Annotated in this window: 1 protein-coding gene; it reads left to right on the plus strand. The window is 39.8% G+C overall.

The window, feature by feature from the left end:
• Positions 1-118: 118 nt before the first annotated feature.
• Positions 119-1,612: an IS5 family transposase gene (locus JGK11_RS32650; protein WP_293194023.1), complete on the plus strand. Its 1,494-nt coding sequence runs from the start codon at positions 119-121 to the stop codon at positions 1,610-1,612.
• The last annotated feature ends 53 nt before the right edge of the window (positions 1,613-1,665 follow it).

A 1,665-nucleotide genomic window follows, 5' to 3' on the forward strand; every position in this document is an offset into this window, starting at 1 on the left:
TAGGGCTTGCTGAAAAATCAATCACATATTGCGTGGCATAGGTTTAGATGGCGCGAGGGAGAAAAAAGTGCAAGATAAACAGGTAATATAGATCAAAACCCGTGCATCACCTGCGATTGTGTACAAAAAAGCTGAGCTTGCTCCCTCCTTACCCTCCGAGTTTGAACTGCCCTTCGGAGGAAATTTATCAATCCTCAACCGTTGGGTCAAAATGGCTCAAATAATCCCGTGGGATGAATTTGAATCAGAATATGCTCAAAACTTCCCGACAAAAAAGGGGGCACCCGCCAAATCTTTTCGGATAGCATTAGGGGCATTAATTATTAAAGAAAAATTGGGAATTAGCGATCGCGAAACCGTAGAACAGAGCCGCGAAAACCCGTATTTACAATACTTTATCGGTCAATCAAGCTACAGTAATGAGCTACCATTTGACTCATCTCTATTAGTTCACTTTAGGCAACGGATTAGTTTGAACCTAATTAATAAAGTGAACGAAAGCATGGTCAAAAAGATGCTAGAAATTACACCAGTTAAACCCGAAAAAAAAAAGGGTTCGGACGCCAAAAATGAGTCACCCAATCGCGGCAAATTAATCATAGATGCAACCTGTGCACCAGCCGACATTACTTATCCGACTGACTTAGGACTATTAAACAAAGCGAGAGTTCACACCGAAAAAATCATAGATATCCTATATAAACAAGTTAAAGAAAAAATCCCAAAAAAACCAAGAACCTATCGTAATATCGCCCGAAAAGACTACTTATTAATGGCTAAACAAAGAAAGCCACCTCGCACAAAAAGAAGACAGGCAATTAAGAAACAACTTCAATATGTCAAAAGAAACCTAGCTCATATTGAACAGCTAATTGAATCAGGTGCGACCCTAGAAGCTCTGAATAAAAAGCAATATAAAACCTTGCTAGTCCTCACAGAAGTCTATCGCCAACAGCAATCATTAATTGATAAAAATAAACAGAGTATTGAACATAGAATAGTAAGTTTAAGTCAACCCCACATCCGTCCTATAATCAGAGGAAAAGCCGGAAAAAGCGTAGAGTTTGGAGCTAAACTGTCAGCGAGCTGCTTTGAAGGATATGTATTTTTAGACCGAATGAGCTGGGATAGTTTTAATGAGTCAGGGGACTTAAAAGCCCAGGTAGAAGCTTATTATCGATTCACTGGACATTATCCAGAGTCCGTTCATGCCGACCGAATTTACCGAACAAGAGAAAACCGAGCATGGTGCAAAGAAAAAGGAATTAGAATCAGTGGGCCTCCCCTAGGAAGACCGCCAGCAAACGTCAGTAAATCAAAAAAGAAACAAGCGTTGGAAGATGAGAGAATTAGAAATGCAATTGAGGGTAAGTTTGGGCAAGGAAAACGAAGATTCGGTCTGAATAGAGTGATGGCTAAACTTGATAATACATCTGGTACAGTTATTGCAATTACTTTTTTGGTAATGAACCTCGCCACCTGGTGGCGTCGGGTTTTTTGTGTGTTTTTATGTCTATTTGGAAAAAGAACACCTGTTTTTTTAGGGGAGATAATCTACAGCTATACTTGGGGCGACTCGATACAGAAAAAACTTATCTTTAACCAAGCTTGAATATATTGATCGCTCCTGCTCTTGGTTGGCAATCAATTATTCAGCAAGCCCTA

Source organism: Microcoleus sp. PH2017_34_RAT_O_A, assembly GCF_020737885.1.
In the GTDB taxonomy this organism is placed as follows: Bacteria; Cyanobacteriota; Cyanobacteriia; order Cyanobacteriales; family Microcoleaceae; genus Microcoleus.